Source organism: Planktosalinus sp. (assembly GCF_059864935.1).
Window position 1 is genome coordinate 1 of sequence record NZ_JCBCCK010000001.1, and the last position, 3,738, is coordinate 3,738.

General features: G+C 40.7%; 1 protein-coding gene. It reads left to right on the forward strand.

The window, feature by feature from the left end:
- Positions 1–456 precede the first annotated feature (456 nt).
- On the forward strand, positions 457–3,738 hold a 3,282-nt coding region (locus tag AC6F75_RS00005), incomplete at its 3' end, for a tetratricopeptide repeat protein (protein ID WP_500712871.1).

The window sequence follows — 3,738 nt, forward strand, 5'->3', positions numbered from 1 at the left end:
AAAAACCCCTCCTCCCAGTTTTCTCCCACATTCCTCCCACATGGGTTCCTAAAAATGCGGTTTTCAGGAGGTTTTCTGGAACAATCCTGGAACAACCCTGGAACAAATCAATGTTTTTTCTTGTAATTTCAGGACGGGTTGAGTGATAGAAAAGAGAGCATAGAAAATAGAAAAGAGACAGAAAAATGCCGGATGACCGGTTACCATTTTAGATATTTGGAATTTGGTGCTTGAGTCATTGGTGCTTTGTCTTAGACAGGGAGATACTTAATAGACAGTGTATGAGGAGTGTATGAAAAGCAGCTATTAGCAAAAAGAGCCTTGAACATTAAACCTTGAATGGTTTTTAGCCGGGCAGCTCCCCTTAAAATGTTTAAAAACAACCCCCTTTTGAAGGCAGTTGTTAATTTTAAACTTTTCTTAAAGTTTTGCCAAAAAAATATATATATTGCTTGCATGAAAAAAATACTGTTCCCCCTTATCCTCTTGATGTCCACCTTGGTGTTTGGACAAGACAAAATCCCATTAATTGACATTGAAGCATTACAAAAGCAAGCCGGCGAAAGCATCCAGCAAGGTGACCATGAAAAAACATTGGAGTTGCTAAAAAAAGTCCCGACTAACGATTCTATCTATTGTGGGTCGCTGGTTTCCAGGACTTTTTATTTACTCCAACTGGACAAATATGATGAGGTCATAACACTTTCAGATGAAGGTTTAAACGGCGATTGTGAAGAGTCTGATTTGTATTTTTACATCAACCGCGGCGTGGCCTATGAGTATTTGGAGCAGTATGACCTGGCGATAAAAACCTTTGATGAGGCTCTTGCCAAATATCCCAAATATGCCCAACTGTGGTTCAACAAAGGAGTGGTGCTTGAGAAAATGGGCGATATAAATGGGGCCATCACTCATTATCAACAATCCATATTGCTGAAGCCCCGCTATGCAAGACCACACCTCAGGCTGGGAAACATCTGTTACAATCAAAATAAAATATCTCAGGCCATGATGGCTTTTAATATGTACCTGCTCCTTGACCCCGAAGGAGCAAGTTCACTTGCTGTAGTGAGTGGGCTTAATGAAATGGTGTCTATTAAAAACCCCAATACACCTGACCCCTCCCTGCAGATTTCTGATGATGAAGACTCCTTTGAAATGATTGACCTGATCCTGGAAAGCCACATTGCTTTAAATGCAAATTATAACACGGGCAATAAAATCAAACTTCCGGTCATCAATCAAAACCACGCCTTGCTCGACCAGTTAAAGAACTATGAAGGAGAAAAGGGGTTTTGGGCAGAAGTCTATGTGCCTTTTTACCAATGGGTGGAAGCCAACGGCCATTTTAATCAATTGGCATACACGCTGCTCTATTCCACCACTAACCCCGACTATCAAAAAATCATCAATGCTGAAAAAAACAACATCATTGCTTTTGTAGATGCGGCTTACCCCAAATGGATAGATGTATTGTCAAATAGCAGTTTTCGCATACTGCAGGAAGACAGCGGTATGTATTTTAATTACTCCAATAGTTATTTGGAAGCTGTTGGTAAAATGGACAACAACACAGCAAGCGGCAGTTGGACCTTTTTTTCCGAAAAGGGAGTGTTCTCAGGCAAAGGCCAGTTTGACAAAGAGGGCCAGCGGGATGGCCAATGGGTTTGGTACTATCCTGACGGCACCCTGAAAGAAGAAGCGGTATTTAAAAACGGATTGATTGAAGGGGAAAACAAATATTATTTTCCCGACGGAAAGACTAAACTTGTCGCCCAGTTTAAAGACGACGAATTGGAAGGGGAGTACTTGCTCTACAACGAGAAAGGCGCCTTGATACAGAAAAAACAGTTCAAAAACGGAAAACTCGACGGGGTGTATAATGGATATTTTGCCGTGGGCGAAGAAATCCCTGAATTTTATGTGGAATACAAAAACGGAAATGTTGACGGTGTCGTCAAGGAGTATTTTGCAAACGGAACGCTTTATATGGAATATAAGGCAAAGAACGACCTCAAAGAAGGAACGGAAAAAAGCTATTACCCCACCGGGAAATTATATTCGGAAGTCAACTACAAAGCCGGAGATATACATGGCGATTATAAAAAATACCATGAAAACGGCGAGTTGTTGGAAACAGGCAGGTATGTGGATAACACCCGTGAGGGACCGGTCAAAATGTTTTACATTGATGGCGCTCCTGAAAACGAATTTACCTATGTAAAAGGAAAGATTCACGGGACTTATAAAAACTATTCCCCTGACGGAAAACCCTTCAATGAATATGAATACAACAAAGGTGAGATTACCGCTTATACTTTTTATGACAAAGCGGGCAACATCATCAGCGAAGGCAAAAAACGCAGAGGTGAGTTTGACTTTAAGGGGTATAATGCTTACGGGCAAATCTATTCAGAAGGACGATACAATGTTTCCGGGGGAAAAACAGGCCACTGGAAGTATTATACTGATAATGGTGTGCTGTCCTCTTCAGCAAATTACATTGAAAATGCCCTGGACGGGGAATATGTGGAATATTTTCTCAACGGCGATAAAAAAACAGTAATCAATTACAAGAATGGAGAACTGGACGGGTATTATGCAGAATACCACCCCAATGGCAAGATAGCCACTCAGGGATGGTATAAAAACGACACCCGTCAGGGCGAGTGGCATACTTATTATATTGACGGAACCAAAGAGTCAATGGTCTATTACCACAAAAACCGTCTGCACGGTTTACAACACTATTTTTCAGCTTCCGGAAAAGTGGTTTCAAAATCTATGTTTAAATTTGGGGACCCCCTTTATCAAGAGCATTTTGACATAGAAGGAAATATGTACAGCCGGGAAGAGTACTCCCCTCAAAAAAACAAGTACACCTTGAGCAATACCTATATCAACGGAAACACCAACTATGAAACCACTTATGTCAACGGGGTAAAGCACGGGCCCTATACACACTATACTTTTAGCGGCGAAAAAAGATTAAGTGGCAACTACCTGAACGGAAAAAAACACGGAACCTGGACGTGGTTTTATGAAAACGGTAAACCGGAAATTGTTGTCAATTATTTACTGGACGAATTGCATGGTGATTATGTGTTCTATTTTGACAATGGCAAACCGGAAAACAAATATCACTACAAGCTCGGAAAAAGAGCAGGGACCTGGTATACCTATTATGAGAATGGAAACACCCATACGGTCACACACTATTTGAATGATGAAACACACGGCAGAAAAGAGTTTTATTGCCCGGAAGGCAACCTGCAACTGGTGCGCTTATATGAATATGGCAGGTTAATGGGGTATACCCATCCGGGGACAGACAACACAGAAGTATCACCCATATCCCTTGACAATGAAACCGGAACAATTACTTCTTATTACTCTAACGGGAAAATGGCCCGCGAGATGGAATACAGAAACGGAAAAATAAACAATACATACAAAACATACTACGTCACCGGACAACAGAAAAATGAAAGTCCCTATAAGGACGGCTATTATCATGGCTTGTTAAAAAAGTATTATCCAAACGGAAACCTCAAGGAGGAATCACCCTATGTTTATGACTATTTGCACGGTCAGGTAAAAAAATACTGGGAAAACGGAAACATTCGTGAAGAAATAACTTATCTAAACCATACCAAAGAAGGAGATGCCAAGTATTACAATGAAAACGGAAAACTTATCAAAACAGAAAAATACTTTGACGGTGAAATATATGAAATT